General features: G+C 32.4%; 18 protein-coding genes. 10 read left to right on the forward strand and 8 right to left on the reverse strand.

Annotation, left to right across the window (positions count from 1 at the left end; translation table 11 throughout):
- Positions 1–17: 17 nt before the first annotated feature.
- Positions 18–728 (forward strand): porin family protein, encoded by a 711-nt coding sequence (locus L1276_RS09025; RefSeq protein ID WP_253786997.1) that lies wholly within the window; start codon positions 18–20, stop codon positions 726–728.
- Here the strand turns inward: L1276_RS09025 and L1276_RS09030 are convergent.
- Positions 723–1,328: a hypothetical protein gene (locus L1276_RS09030; protein ID WP_253787000.1), complete on the reverse strand. Its 606-nt coding sequence runs from the start codon at positions 1,326–1,328 to the stop codon at positions 723–725. The two genes, L1276_RS09025 and L1276_RS09030, sit on opposite strands and share 6 nt — an antisense overlap.
- 324 nt (positions 1,329–1,652) lie before the next feature.
- On the opposite strand from L1276_RS09030, the gene L1276_RS09035 reads away from it, so the two are divergent.
- The 6 genes from L1276_RS09035 to L1276_RS09060 all read left to right on the forward strand — a co-directional run bounded on the left by L1276_RS09035 (position 1,653) and on the right by L1276_RS09060 (position 7,518).
- Positions 1,653–4,121 (forward strand): bifunctional UDP-N-acetylmuramoyl-tripeptide:D-alanyl-D-alanine ligase/alanine racemase, encoded by a 2,469-nt coding sequence (locus tag L1276_RS09035; RefSeq protein ID WP_253787002.1) that lies wholly within the window; start codon positions 1,653–1,655, stop codon positions 4,119–4,121.
- Between the two features lie 68 nt (positions 4,122–4,189).
- Positions 4,190–4,570, forward strand: a complete 381-nt coding sequence (gene mscL, locus L1276_RS09040) for a large conductance mechanosensitive channel protein MscL (RefSeq protein ID WP_253787004.1) — start codon at positions 4,190–4,192, stop codon at positions 4,568–4,570.
- Positions 4,571–4,744: 174 nt separating this feature from the next.
- Positions 4,745–5,734, forward strand: a complete 990-nt coding sequence (locus tag L1276_RS09045) for an aspartate-semialdehyde dehydrogenase (protein ID WP_253787007.1) — start codon at positions 4,745–4,747, stop codon at positions 5,732–5,734.
- A 119-nt stretch (positions 5,735–5,853) separates the two neighbouring features.
- Positions 5,854–6,363, forward strand: a complete 510-nt coding sequence (locus L1276_RS09050) for an SMI1/KNR4 family protein (protein ID WP_253787009.1) — start codon at positions 5,854–5,856, stop codon at positions 6,361–6,363.
- Between the two features lie 179 nt (positions 6,364–6,542).
- Complete coding sequence (locus L1276_RS09055) at positions 6,543–7,091, forward strand: YcxB family protein (protein WP_253787011.1); 549 nt, start codon at positions 6,543–6,545, stop codon at positions 7,089–7,091.
- A gap of 103 nt (positions 7,092–7,194) precedes the next feature.
- A complete protein-coding gene (locus L1276_RS09060) occupies positions 7,195–7,518 on the forward strand; it encodes a hypothetical protein (RefSeq protein WP_253787013.1) in 324 nt (107 codons plus the stop codon).
- A 154-nt stretch (positions 7,519–7,672) separates the two neighbouring features.
- Here the strand turns inward: L1276_RS09060 and L1276_RS09065 are convergent, their stop codons facing one another.
- From L1276_RS09065 to L1276_RS09080, 4 genes are all read right to left on the reverse strand, one after another.
- Positions 7,673–7,990, reverse strand: coding sequence for a 2Fe-2S iron-sulfur cluster-binding protein (locus L1276_RS09065; protein WP_253787015.1), 318 nt, complete (start codon positions 7,988–7,990; stop codon positions 7,673–7,675).
- 55 nt (positions 7,991–8,045) lie between these two features.
- Positions 8,046–8,531, reverse strand: coding sequence for a hypothetical protein (locus L1276_RS09070; RefSeq protein ID WP_253787017.1), 486 nt, complete (start codon positions 8,529–8,531; stop codon positions 8,046–8,048).
- A 215-nt stretch (positions 8,532–8,746) separates the two neighbouring features.
- Positions 8,747–8,986, reverse strand: a complete 240-nt coding sequence (locus tag L1276_RS09075; RefSeq protein ID WP_012023406.1) for a NifU family protein — start codon at positions 8,984–8,986, stop codon at positions 8,747–8,749.
- 83 nt (positions 8,987–9,069) lie between these two features.
- Complete coding sequence (locus tag L1276_RS09080; protein ID WP_253787019.1) at positions 9,070–10,200, reverse strand: Mrp/NBP35 family ATP-binding protein; 1,131 nt, start codon at positions 10,198–10,200, stop codon at positions 9,070–9,072.
- Positions 10,201–10,606: 406 nt separating this feature from the next.
- On the opposite strand from L1276_RS09080, the gene L1276_RS09085 reads away from it, so the two are divergent.
- Complete coding sequence (locus L1276_RS09085) at positions 10,607–12,226, forward strand: murein L,D-transpeptidase (protein WP_253787021.1); 1,620 nt, start codon at positions 10,607–10,609, stop codon at positions 12,224–12,226.
- Positions 12,227–12,292: 66 nt separating this feature from the next.
- Here the strand turns inward: L1276_RS09085 and L1276_RS09090 are convergent, their stop codons facing one another.
- The 3 genes from L1276_RS09090 to L1276_RS09100 form a co-directional block, all read right to left on the reverse strand.
- A complete protein-coding gene (locus L1276_RS09090; protein ID WP_253787023.1) occupies positions 12,293–14,719 on the reverse strand; it encodes an ABC transporter permease in 2,427 nt (808 codons plus the stop codon).
- Positions 14,720–14,850: 131 nt separating this feature from the next.
- Positions 14,851–15,558 carry an ABC transporter ATP-binding protein gene (locus L1276_RS09095; protein WP_253787025.1) on the reverse strand — a complete coding sequence of 236 codons (708 nt, stop codon included), beginning with the start codon at positions 15,556–15,558 and terminating at the stop codon, positions 14,851–14,853.
- 118 nt (positions 15,559–15,676) lie between these two features.
- Entirely contained in the window at positions 15,677–16,921 is a 1,245-nt protein-coding gene (locus L1276_RS09100; protein ID WP_253787027.1) for an efflux RND transporter periplasmic adaptor subunit, read from the reverse strand.
- Between the two features lie 157 nt (positions 16,922–17,078).
- Between L1276_RS09100 and L1276_RS09105 the strand changes: the two genes are divergently transcribed.
- Positions 17,079–18,422, forward strand: a complete 1,344-nt coding sequence (locus L1276_RS09105) for a sigma-54 dependent transcriptional regulator (RefSeq protein ID WP_253787029.1) — start codon at positions 17,079–17,081, stop codon at positions 18,420–18,422.
- Positions 18,423–18,584: 162 nt separating this feature from the next.
- The gene (locus tag L1276_RS09110; protein ID WP_253787031.1) at positions 18,585–19,910 is read left to right on the forward strand and encodes a PAS domain-containing sensor histidine kinase; all 1,326 of its coding nucleotides are present in this window, start codon (positions 18,585–18,587) and stop codon (positions 19,908–19,910) included.
- The last annotated feature ends 79 nt before the right edge of the window (positions 19,911–19,989 follow it).

Genomic DNA, 19,989 nt, shown 5'->3' on the forward strand with positions numbered 1-19,989 from the left:
TTAAACTCAAAAAATATATGCGATCACTTTTTAGCTGTTTGTTTTTAGTTTCATTTTTTAATGCTTTCCCGCAGCAGCAAGATGCGAAAGTAGAAATAAAACCTATAGTTAAGATAGATTCTTTGTATAGAGAAGATCAGTTTTATTTTTCGGTGACTTATAATATGTTTACAGATATTCCGCAGAAATTCAAACAGAACAAATTCTCGCTTGGGCTTTCGGGTGGTTTCCTGCGTGATATGCCGGTTAATAAAACACGAACAGTTTCGATTGCAGCTGGTTTAGGATTGAGTTATCAAAACTATTACCAAAATTTTGCTGTTTCAAAAGATGGAAGCGGCACAATAGTATATAGCGTTGTAGATGCGGGCGAAATTGTTTCAAACAGATACAGGCAATATTCTGTTGATCTTCCAATAGAATTCAGATGGCGTAATTCGACTTATGAAAGCACAAAATTCTGGAGAATTTATGCCGGTGTAAAATTGAGTTATTTATTCTCAAACTCTTCAATATTAGATGACGGTGAGAATAAATATAAAATAAATAACAACCCTGCTATTAATAAATTTCAGTACGGACCATACCTTTCTACAGGTTTTAATACCTGGAATCTTTATTTGTATTACGGTTTGAGTCCGTTATTTAAAGAAGGAACTACAACATTGAACGGAGAAAAAGTGAGCATGAAAACCTTAAATGCCGGATTGATTTTCTATATTTTATAACCACAAATACAAAAACAATAATTGAGGTATAACCCCAATTAGCAGCCCAATTAATAACTCTTTTGGAGTATGCGCATTCATTTCTAAACGGGATGAAGCGACAATTCCGGAAAGTAAAATCAAAAGTGCTCCCCAATACGGATTATGCAGTTGAAGGTGAATGTTTAACCCAATTGCAAATATGGAAAAACCGCTGATTGCAGCCATATGCAGACTTGCTTTTATTTTAAAAAGAGAAAGAACCAAAGCCAGAATAGTTGTAAATAAAGCCCCCAGAAAAAAGAAATGAAGCTCTGGATAACGCATTATAACGATACTTCTTTTTACTAATAGAATATACAAAAAGCATTGTAATAAAAGCGGAATCAAACGCTGGGAAGTTTCGGGCAGCATCATCGATTTCACGTGTCCGGTTGAACGAAGCAGCATAAAAAATAATACTGGAACTACGATAGTTATAACCAATATTTGAAATAGAACAAAGTACTTTTCCTGCGTTGTAAAAATATCATCTTTACAATACAAGTAAAGTAATGTGGCATACATCGATATAAAAATCGGATGGAGTATATAGGAGAATAGTGGAAGTATTTTTTTCAAAACAAATTATTTTGCGGTATTGAACAAATATAATGAATTAATGTTTTTTGCCGTGAATATTTAGCTTTTCTCGCCACGAATTACACGAATTTACACGAATTATTTTTTTATTTTTTTTCACACATTAAAAGGATTTAAATGATTTCTAATTTGTGAAAATCCTTTACCTGTGGTTAATATTTTAAGCATCCGGCAAATAAAATAATTCGTGGTAATTCATGTAGTTCGTGGGCAAACCCATTTTTGTATTTCAAAATAAATTAAGAAATATTAGTGTAATTCGTGGCAAACCTTTTTTTAAATTTGACAAAAAGAATTTTCTAAATGAGCATAAATTTAAAAAGCCTAATCCCAGTTTTAAATGCCGAATGGATAGGCTCAGACACAGATATTTTTGTAGATCATATTTCGATCGACAGCCGTTCTTTACAAAACGGTTCTCAAACTTTGTTTATTGCCCTTTCCGGGGTCAATAACGATGCTCATTTATACATAGCTGAACTAATTGAAAAAGGCGTTCAGAACTTTGTAGTTCAGTATATTCCCGAAAATGTAAAAGGAAAAGCCAATTTTTTTATTGTAAAAAATACGCTTAAAGCACTTCAGGAATTAGCAGGTTATTATCGTGATTTATTTGATTTTCCTATAATTGGTTTAACTGGAAGCAACGGAAAAACGATCGTAAAAGAATGGCTTAATTTCCTTTTAAGTCCTGATTATAATATTATCCGAAGCCCAAAAAGTTATAACTCGCAAGTTGGCGTTCCGCTTTCTGTTATCGCCATCAACGAGAAACACAATTTAGGAATTTTCGAAGCTGGAATTTCAACGGTTAACGAAATGGTTAATCTTGAAAAAATTATCAAACCCAATATAGGTGTTTTAACGAATATAGGATCTGCGCACGATGAAGGATTTGAAAATCTGACTCAGAAAATCAAAGAAAAAGTATTACTATTTAAAAATTCGGCTGTAATCATTTATCAAAAAAACGAATTGGTAGATAAATGTCTTTTAGATTTTTCTGCCGAATATCCACTTGAAAACAGAACTTTATTTTCATGGAGTTTTAGTGATGCTTCTGCCGATGTTTTTATTCTGAAGAAAGAAACGAAAAACGATTCAACGACAATAAAATATCAATACAAAGGCGAAATTTTTAATTTAGAAATTCCGTTTAGCGATTCTGCTTCTATTGAAAATACCATTTCCTGTTTATTGGTTTTACTGCGTTTTAATTATAATTTTGAGGTTATTCAAAATCGTGTAAAACTGCTTTATCCGGTAGAAATGCGTTTGGAAGTTAAAAACGGAATCCACAATTGCAGTTTAATTGATGATAGTTACAGTTCCGATTTTCAATCTCTGAAAATTGCTTTAGACTTTCTGGAAAGCCAGAAAAAAAATGCTTCAAAAGCAGTTATTTTATCCGATATTTTTCAAAGCGGATTTTCGAATGAAGAACTCTATTCAAAAGTGGCCCAGTTAATTTCTGATAATAAAATCAACCGGGTTATTGGCATAGGAAACACAATTTCATCTTTTGCAGATAAATTTCCAAGAAGTACGATGTTTCAAAATACGGCAGAGTTTATCGCCGAAATTGAAAATTTGAATTTCAATAATGAAACTATTTTAATAAAAGGCGCAAGATCATTTCAGTTTGAAGAAATCGTTTCACTGCTGGAAGAAAAAACACATGAAACCGTTTTGGAGATCAATCTGGACGCGATAAATCACAACCTGAATTATTTCAAATCAAAACTGGCCGATGATGTAAAAATCATGGTGATGGTGAAAGCTTTTGGTTATGGAAACGGCGGACTTGAAATTGCAAAATTACTCGAACATAATAAAGTAAATTATTTAGGTGTGGCTTTCGCCGATGAAGGAATTTCGCTGAAAAACGGCGGCATCAAACTGCCAATCATGGTTTTGAATCCCGAATCGACAAGTTTTCCTTCGATAATTCAATATAAATTAGAACCCGAAATTTACAGTATAAAAGGATTAAATGCCTTCTTGAAAATTGCCAGAGAAAAGAACTTAAAAGATTTTCCTATTCATATAAAAGTAGATACCGGAATGCATCGTTTAGGTTTTGAAGACAATACGATCGATGAGTTAATTGCAACTTTAAAAGGAAATTCAACCGTTCGTGTTCAAAGTATTTTATCGCATTTGGCAACAAGTGACGATCCGAAACATTTTGATTTTGTGGAGAAACAAATCAATTTATTCGAAAGATTATCTTCAAAATTAATGACAGAATTAAACATAAATCCGATTCGTCATATTTTAAATACTTCCGGAATTAGTAATTTCCCAAATGCACAATATAATATGGTTCGTTTAGGAATTGGTTTATATGGTGTTTCTAATGATCCGTCAGAGCAGAAATATCTGGAAAATGTGGGAACCTTAAAATCGATTATTTCACAGGTTCGCAGCATTCCGGCTGGCGACAGCGTAGGTTACGGACGTCGTTTTATGGCTGAAAAAGAAACCAAAATTGCGACAATTCCAATTGGTTATGCCGACGGAATTTCGAGATTATGGGGCAATCAGGTTGGTTTTGTAACTATCAAAAATCAAAAAGCCTATATCGTAGGAAGTGTTTGTATGGATATGTTAATGGTTGATGTAAGTCATATTGACTGCAAAGAAGGCGATTCGGTAATTATTTTCGGCGAAAGCCCAACCGTAATTGAAATGGCCGAAGCTTTAAAAACCATTCCGTATGAAATAATGACCAGTATTTCGCAGCGTGTAAAACGAGTATTTTTTAGATAGAATAAGGAACTTTCAGGAAAATTGCGTATTTTCGATATTCAATTACTATAAACAAAAACAAATCAGATATGGGATTTTTTTCAGAATTTAAGGAATTTGCAATGAAAGGCAACGTAGTCGATCTGGCTGTCGGTGTAATCATTGGAGCTGCTTTTGGTAAAATTGTGAGCTCATTAATTGAAAATGTAATTACACCATTAATCTTGAAGCCGGCATTAGACGCAGCGCATTTGTCTACGATAGAAGAGCTGACAGCTTTTGGAGGTGTCAAATATGGTTTGTTTATCTCTGCAGTAATTAACTTTATAATTGTAGCGTTTGTTTTGTTTTTAATTATAAAAGGAATTAACAACCTTAAAAAGAAAGAAGCTCCGGCACCAGCTTCACCAGCCGGACCAACGCAGGAAGAACTGCTTACACAAATTAGAGATTTATTAAAAAATAAATAAAAATATACCGCTGCACTAAGTCTAACTGAACCGCTTCTTGATTGGAGCGGTTTTTTTACATATTGTTTAATTTATAACATTTTGTTATTTTTTGTGAAGCGTATTGTTTTAGTTTCTATTATAACTATTTTTGCATAGTAAAATTAGATTAATAGCTATTTAAAAATATAAATAATGAGAATTGCAGTTGTAGGTGCTACCGGAATGGTTGGCGAAGTAATGCTTAAAGTTTTAGCAGAAAGAAATTTTCCTGTTACAGAATTAATCCCTGTTGCATCTGAAAGATCAGTAGGAAAAGAAATTGAATATAAAGGAACTAAATATAAAGTTGTTGGTTTACAAACTGCCGTAGATATGAAAGCTGATATTGCAGTTTTTTCTGCAGGAGGTGATACTTCATTAGAATGGGCCCCAAAATTTGCTGCTGCCGGAACAACGGTTATCGACAACTCATCGGCATGGAGAATGGACCCGACTAAGAAATTAGTTGTTCCTGAAATTAACGCTGATATTTTAACGAAAGAAGATAAAATTATTGCAAATCCAAACTGCTCTACTATTCAAATGGTATTGGCGTTGGCTCCTTTGCACAAAAAATACAACATTCAAAGAATCATTGTTTCTACTTACCAATCTATTACAGGAACGGGTGTAAAAGCAGTAAAACAATTAGAAAACGAATACGCAGGAATTCAGGGTGATATGGCTTACAAATATCCAATTCACAGAAATGCAATTCCTCACTGTGATAGTTTTGAAGAAAACGGATACACTAAAGAGGAAATGAAATTAGTGCGTGAAACTCAAAAAATTCTTGGGGATAACACTATCAGAGTTACCGCTACTGCAGTTCGTGTACCAGTTGTGGGAGGACATAGTGAAGCAGTAAACGTTGAGTTTACAAATGATTTTGATGTAAGTGAAGTTCGTGAAATTTTACACAATACTGATGGAGTAGTGGTACAGGATAATTTAGATACCTTTACATACCCAATGCCATTATATGCTGAAGGTAAAAATGATGTTTTTGTTGGAAGAATCCGTCGTGACGAAAGCCAGCCAAACACATTAAACATGTGGATCGTTGCTGATAACTTAAGAAAAGGTGCTGCAACAAACACGATTCAAATCGCTGAATATTTAATTCAGGCTGGTTTGGTATAATTGAGAGATTAAAGAAAATTGTTATAAAGAGAAAACCGTAATTGCAGTAATGTAATTACGGTTTTTTTGTGAGAAATATTTTTAATAAATAGTAACTTAGCAGTTAAAATATAACCGTTATGAATTTTGATAACTATAAAATTATTCCAAATTATCAAACCAATAAAACAGATCTATTTACAGCCGATGAAGAGGATATTCTGGCTTGTGAAAAAATATTAAATATTGTTTTTGATGAAGATTACAAAGAGTATGTTTTGCAATATGGAAGCGGTATTCTGGGCGGAACCTATGTTAGGATGTTTCTTCCGGAAACTATAATAATAACGCTGGAAGAATGGAAAAAACGCATTACTGAATATTGGTTTTGGGAGGAAGGAAAAGAAGTCCTCACAAAGGATGAAGTTTTGAAATCGATTAGAATTGGAGATACTTTTGACGGGGATGAAATTATTTTTCTTAACAATCAATATTACATTCTGCCAAGATACAGTGAAATGATCTATAAAGCAGGAAATACGCTGGATGAAACCATCACCTGGTTATGTTCGTCTGGAATTTTGACAGAAACATTTTCAGAAAGAGAATTTGAGCCATTTGATCCATCCGATTTTTTAAAAAATAACTAAAGAAAAAAAAGAAAATATAAACAAAAGAACCGTGGTTACAGCAATGTAATTACGGTTCTTTTTATGTTTTATAATGGCTTATTTTGATAGTTATATAACAGATTAAGGCTTCTTTAAAAAGTTATTCCCGATATTTTTGCTTTCAAGTAAAAGCAATTATCGTCTTATAAATTAAACAAATGGAACTAAAATACACTTTAACAGAAAACGATTATTTACAGCAGCAGTTATACATGGCTTCAAAAAGCAGATTAGTTAATAATCAGCGAAAAAAGAGCAGAATTTTGGTATTTATAGTGCTGTTAGGAATAAGTCTTTTGTTTTATATGATTGGTAACAAATTAATAGCTTATTATCTTGCAGGTTATGGTGTTGTTTGTTTTTTTCTATATCCTATTTATTTAAAATTTTACTACCAGAGGCATTATAGAAAATATGTAAAAGAGAATTTTAAAAACAGAATAGGAATTATTTCAACATTGTTATTTAAGGAAGATATACTGGAAGCATACAGTGAAAATATTGGAAGTTCAAAGGTGAAATTCTCTGCATTCGAAAACATAAGCGAGATAAAAGATTATTTTTTTATTGCTTTAAAAACGGGTGTGAGTATTATGATTCCAAAATCTGAAGTTATTGATGTTGAATCCGTGAGATCTGAATTAAAAATGATTACTGAAAAAATTGGAATCAATTTTATTTCAGAGTTAAATTGGAAATGGAAATAAGAGTTTAGGATTTTAAAATGTTTTTCAAAGTTTAAAACTTTGAAAAATATAATCACGGAAAGTAAAACCGGCAGGTTTTAAAAACTCACAATATTATAGGAGTATGAATGATTCAAAAAAGAGGTTTATTGATTTTATAGAAACCTTTAATTTTATTGGTAAAAGAATTAAAATCAATGAAGCTATTTCTATATCTAGAAACAATTTTGACAGACATTTTACTTCCTTTTCCAATTTTGAATTCGTTATTGTAAATGCCGGAATTCGATTTAGTGGAGCTAAGGTTTTTTTTAGCGGTGAAAATTCAAATTACGAAATTCGCTTCGATTTAATTGCTGAGTTTGGTGAAATGGAAAGTAATGAATTCCAATTAGTAGAAATATTAAGTGAAAACGTTTATCGAAAGTCAGTTTTTATTTTTATATAAAAGAAATAAAAGCAGGAAATGAAAATTACTTTTTCCAAACTTTGAGAAAGCATAACTATACATAATAAATTCGACAGGTTTTAAAACCTGTCGAATTTATTATGTAACAGCATAAAAAAAGCGAGAATCAATAAATTCTCGCTTTTCTATTTTTTTAATATTCCGGAGCCAGCTCCAGTTCTAAACCTTCTAATTCTTGGGTAATTGGTATCTGACAGCCTAAACGACTATTAGATTTTACATAAAATGCTTCCGACAGCATGGCTTCTTCTTCATCTCCCATTTCAGGTAATGCAACATCATTTAGAACGTAACATTGGCAGGATGCGCACATTGCCATTCCTCCGCAAGTTCCTTCAACAGGAAGTTCGTATGCTTTGCATAACTCCATTATATTCATTGCCATATCAGTTGGAGCCTGTAATTCGTGTATAACTCCTTCTCGATCTTTAATCTTAATTAATACATCCATTTATTATGGGAATTTATTGGCAGGATTTTATAACGTGAAAAAATCCTGATTAATATTAACTGGTAGGTTTAAAAGTAAACGCGTACTCTCTATTGGTTTTATTCTTTATTTTCATTTTAAAGCCCACAAGATCATCTTTTGAAAGTATGGTAACCACAGCAAAAACAAAATAATAATCTTCACCATTGTTAAAAACAAGCTTACCTTCGTAAGTGGTGTTTAAAACGCCTTGTTTGTCTGTCTTTTCGCCAATCTTTACAGGGCTTGTAAACTCTGCGGTGGTGTAACTGTTTTTATTGGCAAACTTTGCACCTCCGGAACAAAAATCATATAAAAAATTACGATTGGTAATTTTAATTTTTCCTGGTTCAGTAGTTGTAGATACAACAATTTGTCCTTCGTACTCATAAAAAGCCCATTCTTCTGATTCATTTACCCAAGCTTTATTTACATAATAGTTTTGAGCTGAGGAAGTTGCTTCTTGTGTGTACCCAGTAAAAGCAAATAATAAAAAAACATATAAGATGTAAAACTTCTTCATAAATTTAAGATTTAGGGTTATGTCACAAATTTAAGTTAAAAATGTAACAAATACTTAACTAAAACTCTTAAATCTTTGTGGTGTTTTTTGTTAAATCCTCAAAAAAGCGTTGTTTTATTAGGTCTTAATTGTGTTTTTGCAAAAGTTATCAGTTAAAGGCCTATTATTCCTGTTAATTCAACAACATTAAAATAGAGGCCTGTAGAGCACTTTTGTTACATAATATTTACCACAGTTTCGATTTGCGGGGCATATTTTTTTATAGTTGTTTCTACTCCTGCTTTAAGTGTCATCTGATTAACGCTGCAGCTTATGCAGGCGCCTTCAAGACGAACTTTTACGTGTTTATCATCATCGATAGAGATTAGCGTAATGTCTCCGCCATCGGATTTTAAAAATGGCCTGATTTCGTCTAAAGCCAATAAAACATTATTTGTTAATTCTTCTGTTGTCATAATTATAATGTGTCAATTAGAAAATGCGTCAATTAGAAAATTCTTTAAAATTATCTAATTATCTCATTATCTCAATTATCTAATTAGTTTTTCTTTACTGCAGAGCAACCTGCCATAGTTGTAATTTTAATGGCTTCAGTAGCAGGAAGACTTTCATTTCTGTTTACTGTTTCCTGTACAACGTTTCTTGTAATTTCTTCAAAAATCGATTCTATTGGCGATGCGGTTTGCAATGCTGCCGGACGGCCGTAATCGCCTGCTTCGCGAATAGATTGTACAATTGGAACTTCTCCTAAAAATGGAACATCTAAGTCTGCAGCCAGATTTTTTGCTCCTTCCTGACCAAAAATATAGTATTTATTATTTGGTAATTCTTCAGGTGTAAAATAAGCCATGTTTTCGATAATTCCCAAAACAGGAACATTGATATTATCCTGCATAAACATCGAAACTCCTTTTTTAGCATCGGCAAGAGCCACAGCCTGAGGCGTACTTACTACAACAGCTCCAGTAATTGGAAGTGACTGCATGATAGAAAGGTGAATATCTCCCGTTCCCGGAGGTAAATCCAGAAGCATGAAATCTAATTCTCCCCAATCTGCATCAAAAATCATTTGATTTAATGCTTTTGCAGCCATTGGTCCTCTCCAGATTACTGCCTGGCTTGGCGCTGTGAAAAAGCCAATAGAAAGCATTTTAATTTCATAACTTTCAATTGGTTTCATTTTTGATTTTCCGTCAACTGTAATTGAAACCGGTTTTTCGTTTTCAACATCAAACATAATGGGCATAGAAGGTCCGTAAACATCGGCATCTAAAACTCCAACTTTAAAACCCATTTTAGCAAGCGTAACGGCAAGATTTGCTGTAACAGTCGATTTCCCAACCCCTCCTTTTCCAGAAGCAACAGCAATAATATTTTTAATTCCAGGAATAGCACGACCTTTTATTTCGGCTTTTTCAGGAGTTTCAACTTTAATATTTACTTTGATTTTTGCATCGGCAGATATTAATTCATGGATTGTTTTTTTAATATCGTCTTCTGCTCTTTTTTTGATATGCATGGCTGGCGTGTGCAATACTAAATCGACAACAACTTCGTCGCCAAAAGTAAGTACGTTAGCAACCGCACCACTTTCAACCATATTTTTTCCTTCTCCGGCTATAGTAATTGTTTCTAAAGCTTTTAGAATTTCTTTTCTATCTAATTTCATTTTATTGTGCTATTATATATGGAAAGAATTCAATTTAAAAATTCAATATTAATTTAAACTGATTTCAGACTGCAAAGATAACAGATTAAGTTCGGATTCAAACGCTTTTGAATTGTATTTATTGATATTGAGATTAGTCAAAATGATGAATGCTGTTTTCTAAATACAATTAAAATTGAAATCCAATGTTTTGAAACCTTGATTTTTAAAAGTTTTCTTTTCTAAAAATTCGTATGAAATTTACATCAATAAATGCTTAAATGTCGATTATCTTAATTAAATTTGAGTACCCTAAATCGAAGATTTCCAAACCATGCAAAAAAGTATCAAAACTTATTTTTGGAGCTTCTTTATGAGTTTTCGATATTTTGTATAAATAATGTTTAAAAATTTAAACCTTAAAAATATGCGAAATTTTACTTTCTTATCTGTAATTATTGCCGGTAGTTTTTTAATGTTTTCTTTTACTTCGGCAAATGATACTTCTAAACTAAAAAACGAAATCAAAGAATTTGAAAATGTTCTTAATATCAAGACCACTATTTTTTTAGGTACAATTGATGCGGCTTCCATAAATAGTTTTTATAAAAAATATCCTAAGCTGAAAAAATATCAAAAAGACGTAGAAGATCTTTATTTAAAAAAAGAATACAAGACTATTTGGTATGATGATAAAAGCGTGAGCGAATTTGGGGCTTTATTGTATCATAAAGTGGGGCTTTTAAGCGAGCAGGGAATAAAAGCCGAAATGCCGTATATGGATTTGGTTGATGATGTTTTTAATGAAAATGTCTCTAATAAATTGCCGCAGACAGATACAGAATTGCTGTTGTCTAATATGTATGTTTTTTATGCCAGTAATGTTTACTCTGGTGTCGATCCGCAGACTTTAAAGAAGATCGGCTGGTTTCTTCCAACCAAAACTATTTCGTATGATAGAATTTTAGATTCATTGATGGGAGACCCCAATCGATTAAATAAAGATGAAAATCTTCTTTTTGGCCAATATTATAAACTTCAGGATGTTTTAAAAAGATATCGAAATATTGAGAAAGATGGTCTTTGGAAAAAGATCGAGATTGATGAAGCAAATTTTAAAGAATTAAAACCGTTAGACAGCGGAAAAGTTATTCAGCAGATTAGAGAACGGTTGTTTGTGGTTGGCGATTTAAAAGAAAATTCAAAAAGTCAATATTATGACCAGGAAATGATGGATGCTGTTTTAAAATATAAAAAAAGATACGGACTTAAATTGAATTATGCTTTTACAAAAGAACAAATAGATCAGATGAATGAGCCAATTGGCAATAGAATCAGAACTATTATGCTTAATATGGAAAGATGCAGATGGATCCCGGCAAAACTCGCAAAAGCCGATGAATACGTAATGGTTAATATACCCTCTTTTCGACTGATTTATGTAAAAAATGGAAAATATGATTTGGTTTCAGATGTTTTCGTGGGAACGCGAATGACCGAAACAGTAATTTTCAGCGGTAATATCGACCGAATTGTATTTAGTCCGTATTGGTATGTTCCCTCAAGTATTATTCAAAACGAGCTGAAACTCAAAATGGCCGAAGACAAAAACTATCTTGCAGATCATAATATGGAATGGAATGGAGGACATGTTAGACAAAAACCCGGACCTCAGAATTCTTTAGGATTGGTAAAATTTATGTTTCCAAACCCAAATGATATTTATTTGCATGATACGCCGGCAAAAAGTTTGTTTGAATTTGAAAAACGTATTTTCAGCCATGGGTGTATTAATGTAAAAGAAGCCAAACAATTGGCTCTCGAAATATTAAAAGACGATCCGGACTGGCCTGTTGATAAAATTAATAATGCCATGAGCGGCGAAAAAGAAACGACTTGTATGCTCAAAAATAAAATACCAATTTATATAGGATATTTTACAGCCTGGGTAAATGATGAGGGAGAAATTGGATTTTATCCAGATGTTTACGACCGCGATAAGAGCTTAGATAAATTACTCTATTCTGACTCGGTTGCATTAAAATAAAAAGGAAATCCCCGTTAGGTTTTTTATAATCTAACGGGGATTCTTTAAAAAAAATGGTCTACAAGTTTATTCGTATTTTAAATATTTTAAAATGTCTATTTTAGTAACCTGATATGCTTTTGCCAATACAATTAGCAGCGTAAGTACTAAAAGTGAAACTAAGGCAATGCTGAAAGGAATAGCAGAAATATTAATTCTGAATGCAAAATCCTCCAGCCATTTTTGCAATAAAATATAAGCCGGAACAATTCCTATTACAAATCCCATTAAGCAGAAAATAATGTATTGTCTTGATAATTCCTTCAATAAAATATCGGTTTCTGCACCAAGCGTTTTTCTAATCGCAATTTCTTTCAGTCTTCTTTCCATCGAAAATGATGCCAAAGCAAACAACCCAAAAACGGCAATTATAATTACAACTAAGTTTAAAATGAAAAATAAATCTTTTTGCTTGACTTGTTCTTCATAAGTTTTTGCAAAACCTTTGTTTACAAATTCAAAAAAGAAAGGATAGTCAGGATTTACATTTGCTTCCCAATATGTTTTTAATTTATCTAATGTTTCACTCAAATTATTTGGAGAAACTTTTACATATACATTTTGAAAATTATTCCATTTTAAAGTTCTCATGTTGATGAAAACCATCGGCGGAACTTTATTTTGCAAGCCTGTAATATTAAAATCCTTTACGACTCCAACAATTTTAAACTTTAGGTTTCCTTTTTCATTTCCCCAGCCAGAAGTTATAACCGTATTAATTGGGTTTTTTAGTCCCAGACTTTTGGCAAGAGTTTCATTTATCAGCCAGTTATCAATTGTATCCGAAGCAAATTTTGGAGATAAATCACGCCCTTCAACAATTTTAATTTTCATCATATCAAGAAAACCAAAATCCATGTCGACATTTCTTGGCTGCACAAATACACCATTATGCGTAAAACCAGAGCTGGAGTTTGTGCTGTTTCCAAATGTACCGGCAAAAGTCGAAACCTGCTCAACTCCTGATATTTTAAGGATTTCTTGTTTTGTTAATTGGTATTTTTCACCTTTTGTATTGTAATCATTATAATTAAAAGGAATTCTGATAACCTGATCGCCATTAAAGCCAAGATCTTTATCCATCATATAGCCTACTTGAGAATTTACAATTAAGGCACCAATGATAAAAAATGTCGCAATTCCGAATTGAAAAATAAGCATCGAATTTCGAATCCAGATACCGCTTTTACTTCTGGAAAAATTACCTTTTAAAACCTTTAAAGTCTCAAAATTTGAGATATAAATGGCAGGGAATATACCCGCAAGAACGATTACTAATCCAAAAATGAAAATGAGCTGCAGGTAAAATTCACCGCCATTCATAGTCAGTGTTTTTCTTAAAAAAGAATTATAATACGGAAGCGAAAGTTCAACAATTGCAAGAGCAAACAAAATGGAAAGCGTTACAATTATTGCCGTTTCAAAAATAAACTGCGCAATAATTTGGTTTTTTGAAGCGCCCACAATTTTACGAACACCAACTTCTTTAGCACGTTTTATGGCCGAAGCTGTTGCCAGATTAATGTAATTTACCAATGATAAAACCAAAATTAAAATGGATAAACCAGCCATAATATAAATAAGCTGTAAATTTCCTCTTCCTTCTGGAGAAACAGATCCGGAAGGTTTTATGCCATGCAGACGTGAAGTTTTAAGCTGGTTAAGGACAATTTTTAATTCACCATTTTCTTTAATGTACTGCTCAAGCGTCTGACCGCTTTCTTTGGCATCTTTTAAAGTTCTGTTTACACGATTTACATGATGCATTTTCTTTAAAACAACATTAATATCAGCGCCTTTTTTGACTTTAATCTTCAAACCATAACTAAAATTTCCCCAGCTGTTAATATCGTTTTCACGTATAATGCTTCCAAAAACATAGTTGGGTTCAACAGAAGAAGGCGATACAATACGATAAACAGATTTTACAATATAAGACTCATCGCTGTAAGTAATAGATTTCCCTATTGGATCTTCATTATTAAAAAGAAGTTTGGCCTGTTCCTCAGAAATAGCGACACTGTTTCTCTCCTTTAAAATATCTTTTTTAGCACCTTTTATAATAGGAAAAGGGAAAAAATTAAAAAAGTTATTATCAGATACCATTATCTTTTTATCGATTAATTTTTTATTCTGATATTTTATAACAGCCTCATTGTACCAGTCGTTCATAAAACAAATCTGCTCAATTTCAGGAATTGTTGCTTTACAAGTCTGTCCAAAAGGTATAGAACTAGTCGCCCAGGTATCGCCGGTTCCTCCTATTACATTAAGAACCTGATATACATTTTCTTTTTCCGGATTCCATTGATCATAAGAATGTTCGTTATTCCAATACAAAATGGCAAAAATCACACTGGCAACCCCAATGCTCAATCCTAAAACATTTAAAAACGAAAACAATTTGCTTTGCTTTAAATGATAAATAAATATTTTAAACCAGTTAAAAATCATGGCGTTTTATAATTATGTTAGTTATTTTGGTCCAAAGGCTGGTTCTGCCTTTTAAAGAAGAGTAAAAATTTTGCAGAAAAATCCCACCAGGGCTAAGATTGCAGTAATAACAAATTTTATCATTTGTTCTATTATTTAGCGTCCATAAAAACATCAACATTTCGCTGATTTAATTTTTCAGAGAATATAACACCGTCTTTCATATGAATCGTTCTTTGCGAAAAAGAAGCATCATAATCAGAGTGGGTAACCATCAAGATCGTTGCGCCTTTTGCGTGCAGATCTGTTAAAAGTTCCATTACTTCATTACCATTCTTACTGTCAAGATTTCCTGTTGGCTCATCGGCAAGAATAATTTTAGGATCATTTACAAGCGCTCTTGCAACAGCAACCCTTTGCTGCTGACCTCCTGAAAGCTGCTGTGGAAAATGTTTCAATCGGTGAGAGATATTCAGTTTTTCAGCAATAGCTTCAATTTTTTGTTTTCTATCAGAAGATTTTACATTGTTGTAAAGCAAAGGCAGTTCAATATTATCGTAAACCGAAAGCTCATCGATTAAATTAAAATTCTGAAAAATGAATCCAATATTTTCCTTACGAACCTGCGCTCTTCCTTTTTCTTTTAAACCAATCATTTCCTGATCCAGCAATTTGTAACTTCCGCCATCAGCGCTGTCCAAAAGCCCGATAATATTAAGCAAAGTCGATTTCCCGCAGCCCGAAGGTCCCATAATTGTCAGGAAATTACCTTTTTTAATTTCTAAATTAATCCCGCTTAAGGCAGCAGTTTCAACTTCTTCGGTTCTAAATACTTTGGTTAAATTTTGTATCGTTATCATAATTTTTAAGATTAGTTATTATTACGTTTTTTGATTGATGATTGAAACCTTTTTATAATTGTTTATTGTGAATGATTAATTGCGAATTGAAAACTGAGACTGCAAACTGAATACTAATTTACTGTGTTTGAATTGAAAGCTCCTCAATATCCTTGTAATCTGAATAAGAAGAAATAATCACAGATTCGCCTTCTTTTAAACCTTCCAGAACTTCATAATAAGAAGGATTTTCACGACCTAATTTTATGTTTCTCTTTTCGGCTTTATTTCCTTTCACTACAAAAATCCATTTTCCGGCAGTTTCTTGGTTAAAACTTCCTTTTTGAACAACCAGAATTTTATTTTTCTCAGATAAAATTAGTTTTACACCAAAACTTAAACCGTCCTGTAAAGCAATATTTTCTTTAGATATAAAAGCCAGTTCTACAATAAAATGACCGTTTTTTACCTCAGGAATTACTTTAGTTACAATAACTTCCAGCGTTTTTCCTTTAAATTCAACCTGACCTTTTAAGCCTTCGCGAATTTTCTCCAAATAAAACTCATCAACATTGGCAGATAATTTATAACCTTGTTTTGAATCGATTTTTCCAATGCTTTCTCCAGCCTGAAATGATTTTCCCAAAACAGGTTCAAAAGAAGTCAATCGACCGGATTCAGGAGCGGTAATCAAGAAGTTCTTTTTGTTATTTCGCAGGATATCCAAACTTTTTTCCATAGTTTGAATTGAACGGTTAATCTGCGAAATCTGCAATTGATTGGTTTGTTTTTCCTTTTGAATACTCTGCTGAATCGTTTTTTTGCGTTCTTCCTGAAAACGTAAACTTTCTTTAAAAGTATTCCAGTCGTTTTTAGAAATCACATCTTTCGCAAACAATTTAGCATTAACATCATATAGTCTTTTGGCGTCATTATAATCATGTTCGATTAAAACCAAATCTTTGGTCAAATTCAATTCCTGATTTCTAATGTTTAATTTTCCGGTATTCAAATTATTGATTTGCTCAATAATTGCCGTTTCCTGAGTTAAATAATTCAGTTCCGTATTTGGGTTATACAATCGAGCCAGCGATTGGCCTTTTGTAACCGTTGCACCATTTTCAACAAAAATCTCCTTTACAGATCCTCCCTCTGTAACATTTACAAGCATTACGTTAAGAGGTTCAACTTTTGCCTGAAAAACAACAAAATCTTCAAAAAAAGCTTTTTCGACTTTTTGAACCGAAAGTTCATCGGCTTTTACATTTAAACTTCTTTTCGAATTGAAAGAAAAAAAGATGATTACGGCCAAAACTAAAAAAACTCCAATTGCTATTGTGAGATATCTAAATTTTCTATTTTTACGAGGAATTACCTTGTCCATTTTTTAAATAATTTACTGATAATCAATAGGTAAATACTGTGCCATAAAATTTATTTTTTGTAAAGCATTGGTTTTAAAGGAGCTTTAAAAAACATTCAAAAAACAAGTGTTCGATAATGAACAGTTGACCGTTCGAAATCGGACAAAAAAATACAACATGAGAAAAAAACAAGCCCAAATATTAATTGTTGACGATCAGGAAGAAATTCTTTTTTCGGCGAAAATGATTCTCAAAAAACATTTTGAAACGATTTTCACGACCAATAGCCCCAAAAAAATCATTTCAATTTTGAATGAAAACGAAATAAATGTCGTTTTACTGGACATGAATTACCGAATAGGTTTTGAAGATGGACGTGAAGGAATTCATTGGCTAAAAGAAATAAAAACGCTTTCGCCCAGCACAATTGTAATTTTGATGACCGCTTTCGGAAAAATTGAAACCGCGGTTGAAGGTATAAAAATTGGCGCTTTTGATTATGTTTTAAAACCCTGGCACAACGAAAAACTGCTGGAAACTATTGATAAGGCTTTCGCCGAAAGCAGAAAAAACAGTAAAAAGGTAATTGCAGAAAAAACAGAAAAACGATATTTTACAGGAACTTCTCAAAAAATAAAACAAGCCTATTCGATTGCCGAAAAAGTAGCCAGAACCGATGCCAATGTTTTAATTTTAGGTGAAAATGGAACCGGAAAATATGTTTTTGCCGAATTTATCCACCAGAATTCCGAAAGAAAAAATCAGCCTTTTGTACATGTCGATTTAGGATCTTTAAGTGATAATTTATTCGAAAGTGAATTGTTTGGTTATGCAAAAGGTGCTTTTACTGATGCTAAAACCGATACGCCGGGAAGATTTGAAACAGCACAGAACGGCACTATTTTTCTGGATGAAATAGGAAATATTCCGCTTCATCTTCAGGCAAAACTGCTTCATATTTTGCAGACAAAAACATTGACCAGATTAGGAGAAAGTAAGCCGAGGCCATTAAATGTTCGTGTTATTGCAGCGACAAACAGCGATATAAAATTGGATGTAAAAAATAAAACTTTTCGTGAAGATTTACTTTATCGAATCAATACGATGGAAATAAACCTTCCGCCTCTGCGTGAGCGAAAAGAGGATATAGTTCCAATGGCTAATTTCATATTAGAAAATATTGCCGAAAAGTACAATCAGGAAAATTGGCATTTTGACGAAAACGTATCGTCTTATCTGGAAAGATATCCGTGGAAAGGAAATGTTCGGGAGATGGAAAACAAAATCGAACGTGCTTTAATTTTGGCAGAAAACAATACGATTTCTGTAATGGATTTAGATATTCTTAATTTTGAAGAAATTCAGGAAAATGATGACAACCCGTTATCAGAAATGGAAAAAACAGTAATCGAAAAAGCTCTTTTTAAACATCACGGAAACATCTCTAAAACCGCCGAAGAGTTAGGTTTATCCAGAGCGGCTTTGTATAGAAGAATTGAAAAATACGATTTAAAGAATTAATAACCTGAAAGGTAAAGTTTTGCCGCAGATTACACAGATGTAAAGGATTTTTATTCGATGAATCTGCAAAATCTGCGTGAAACTAAAATTTTAAAAGCCAATTAAAATCTTTATAATCCTTTAATCTGTGGCAAAAATAATCTGAGGAAAAAAAAATACGAAATGAAAAACTGGAAATTTTATAATGCCTTTTTTGTGAGAGTTCTGTTTGTTATGGTACTCTTTTTCTTTTGCTTTTTCCTTATCTATAAAATGTTTTATTACAATGCGCTTTTGGTTGGTTTTTTTGCATTTTTGATGCTGGCCGAAATGTATTTTTTTATTAAAAACCAATTGCAGTTTTATGACAGAACCTTGCTTTCTATTTTGCAAAATGATTTTTCAACCAACTTTCCGGAGGAGAATAAAAAAGACAACTTTGAAAATTTGTATCTGTTATATGAAACGCTGAAAGTACAGCAGCAAGAACAAAAATCTAAGGAATTAATTTATCGTTCGCTTTTGAATAATATTGATAGTGCCGCTTTAATTTTAGAGAAAGAAAATGAGGACTGGAATGTTTTCCTGATAAATGAATGTTTCTCAGATTTATTTAAAGTGCCCAAAGTGAGCCATTGGAAATATCTTAAAAACTACCTCCCTTCACTTTGTAATGAAATCGAAAAAACAGAGTTCAGCGAATTAAAATCGGCTATTTCTATCAAAATTGAAGATCAGGATTTACAGACTTTTATGCTGCAGACTTCACGAACTCAAACCTATAATAAAGAATATTTTATTATTTTATTAGATAGTATCCAGCGTGTTATTGAGAAAAAAGAAAAAGAAGCCTGGATTAATTTAATGAAAATTATTTCGCATGAATTAATGAATTCCTTAACGCCAATTCGGGCGCTTTCGCAGAATTTACTTCATATTGTCGATCAGGAAAATTTAGAAGAAGATGATTTAGAAGATATTAAAAGCAGTATTTCGACCATTATAAACAGAAGTGACCACTTGCAGGCTTTTGTTGAAAATTATCGCAAACTGGCTATGCTGCCAATGCCAACCAAACAAATGACTCCAATTAATTCTTTACTTGAAGACTGCCTTAGAATTATGAGTCCGATTTTGAAAGAAGAAAATATTGAATTGATAAATGATGTTCACAGTTCGCGTTCGATTTTAATAGATAAAAACCAGATGGAACAGGTAATTATTAATTTGATTACCAATAGTATTTACGCTTTAAAAGAAAAGAGCGAAAAGAAAATGTATGTATCGAGTTATAACGAAAACAATCGGTTTTTTATCACGATTTCGGATAACGGAAAAGGAATCGATCCTGAAATCCAGGAGAAAGTATTTCTTCCCTTTTTCACCACCAGAAAAGACGGTGCAGGAATTGGTTTAACACTTTCTAAAAACATCATAGAAGCGCACGGCGGTTATTTAAGCTACCAAACCGATGAAGATAAAACCAGTTTTGTGATCTGTTTGATTTAGCTTTTTTTGAACCATATAAGTGATATAAATTCATTTAAATAGAAGAGCATTTTTTTGTAGTCGATCAACTTTGTCAAAG

Origin of the sequence: Flavobacterium sp. HSC-32F16, from assembly GCF_024171645.1 — a bacterium.
Lineage (GTDB): Bacteria > Bacteroidota > Bacteroidia > Flavobacteriales > Flavobacteriaceae > Flavobacterium.